Annotated in this window: 1 protein-coding gene; it reads left to right on the forward strand. The window is 66.3% G+C overall.

The features are described 5' to 3' along the window. Positions 1-44: 44 nt before the first annotated feature. A complete protein-coding gene (locus AX681_RS14860) occupies positions 45-2,162 on the forward strand; it encodes an acetyl-CoA carboxylase biotin carboxylase subunit (RefSeq protein WP_066682446.1) in 2,118 nt (705 codons plus the stop codon). Positions 2,163-2,319: the final 157 nt, after the last annotated feature.

The raw sequence follows: 2,319 nt of genomic DNA on the forward strand, positions 1-2,319 counted from the left end.
GAACACCCTTCACTCCCCTCCCGCAAGCGGGAGGGGAGTGAAGGGTGTTCAAGAAAATCCTGGTCGCCAATCGTGGTGAGATCGCGTGTCGGGTGTTCCGCACCGCCAAGCGGATGGGGATTGCGACGGTCGCGGTTTATTCCGACGCCGATGCGCGCGCGCCGCATGTGTTGATGGCGGACGAGGCGGTGCGGCTGGGGCCGGCACCTGCCAGCGAGAGCTATCTCAAGGCTGAGCTGATCCTCGCCGCGGCCAAGGCGACGGGCGCGGATGCGATCCATCCGGGGTACGGCTTCCTGTCGGAGCGCGAGAGCTTTGCCAAGGCGTGCGCGGAGGCGGGGATCGCTTTTGTCGGGCCGCCGGCTAATGCCATCGCGGCGATGGGCGACAAGATCGAGTCCAAGAAGCTCGCCAAGGCGGCCGGGGTCAATGTCGTCCCCGGCTATCTGGGCGAGATCGCCGATACTGATGAGGCGGTGAAGATCGCGTCGGACATCGGCTATCCGGTGATGATGAAGGCTTCGGCGGGCGGTGGCGGCAAGGGGATGCGGCTGGCGTGGAGCGAGCAGGACGTCCGCGAAGGCTTTGAGGCGACCAAGCGCGAGGGGCTGGCGTCGTTCGGCGATGATCGCGTGTTCATCGAGAAGTTCATCGAACAGCCGCGCCATATCGAGATCCAGCTGATCGGCGACCAGCATGGCAACATCGTCTATCTGGGCGAGCGCGAATGTTCGATCCAGCGGCGGCACCAGAAGGTGGTCGAGGAGGCGCCATCGCCCTTCGTCACGCCCGACATGCGGCGCAAGATGGGCGAGCAGGCGGTCGCGCTGGCGCGGGCGGTGGGCTATTACAGCGCGGGGACGGTCGAGTTGATCGTCAGCGGCGCGGACAAGACCGGCGATGGTTTCTACTTCCTCGAAATGAACACCCGGCTGCAAGTCGAGCATCCGGTGACCGAGGCGATCACGGGGCTCGATCTGGTCGAGCAGATGATCCGGGTGGCGGCGGGCGAGAGGCTGGCCTTCACGCAGGATGAGGTGACGCTGACCGGCTGGGCGATCGAGAACCGCGTCTATGCCGAGGACCCGTATCGCGGGTTCCTGCCGAGCACGGGGCGGCTGGTGCGATATCGGCCGCCTGAGGCAGAATCCCGTCAGTCCCCCTCCCGCTTGCGGGAGGGGTTAGGGGAGGGGCTGTCCTCCTCCACCGACGTCAGTGAACAGGCCCTCCCCCAGCCCCTCCCGCAAGCAGGAGGGGAGAAGAAGGGCTATGTCCGCGTCGACGATGGCGTCGCCGAGGGGGGCGAGGTCAGCATGTTCTATGACCCGATGATCGCCAAGCTGATCACCTGGGGCCCGACGCGCGAGGCGGCGGCGGATTTGCAGGTCGCGGCGCTCGACCGGTTCGAACTCGACGGGCTGGGCAACAATATCGATTTCCTGTCGGCGCTGATGCAGCATCCGCGCTTTCGTTCGGGCGCGCTCACCACCGGATTCATTGCGGAGGAATATCCCGAGGGGTTCGCGGGCGCGCCCGCCGATGCGGCGCTGCTGCGCAAGCTGGCGGCGGTGGCGACGGTGCTCGACCTGATCCAGGCTGCGCGGGCGGTCGAGATTTCGGGGCAGCTTGCCACGCCGACCCTGTCGAGCGCGCGCGTCGTGCTGATCGGCACCGAGCGGTTCGACATCAGCGTCGATGGCCATGCCGGAGGGATGCTGGTCAATTTCGCGGATGACGCGGCGCCGCTCGACATTGCCACCGGATGGCAACCCGGTCAGCGGCTCGCGCAATTCCGTATCGATGGCGAGGAATTGTTGAGCGTCGGGGTAAAACGCACCCGTGCCGGATGGATGCTGCGGACGCGTGGGGCGGCGCATGACGTGAAGGTCTATGCGCCGCGCGTCGCCGAACTTGCCCGCCACATGATCGAGAAGATTCCGCCCGACATGAGCCGGTTCCTGCTCGCGCCAATGCCAGGGCTGCTGACGCGGATCGAGGTGGGCGAGGGTGAGAAGGTCGAAGCCGGGCAGCCGCTGGCGGTGGTCGAGGCGATGAAGATGGAGAATATCCTGCGCGCCGAGAAGGCCGGCGTGGTCAAGGCGATCAACTTTGCGGCTGGAGACAGCCTGGCGGTGGACGCGGCGATCCTGGAGTTTGAGTGAGGCGCGGGTGCGCTCGCTACGAAGAAACAGAAGAAGAAGAAGAAGAAGACCCTCCCCAACCCCTCCCGCTTGCGGGAGGGGTAAGAAGTTGGTCGGCCATGCCAATCCTCCCCCGCCAGGGGGAGGTGGCGCCGAAGGCGACGGAGGGGGAGGACGG

This window comes from Sphingomonas sp. CCH9-E2, assembly GCF_001557215.1.
In the GTDB taxonomy this organism is placed as follows: Bacteria; Pseudomonadota; Alphaproteobacteria; order Sphingomonadales; family Sphingomonadaceae; genus Sphingomonas.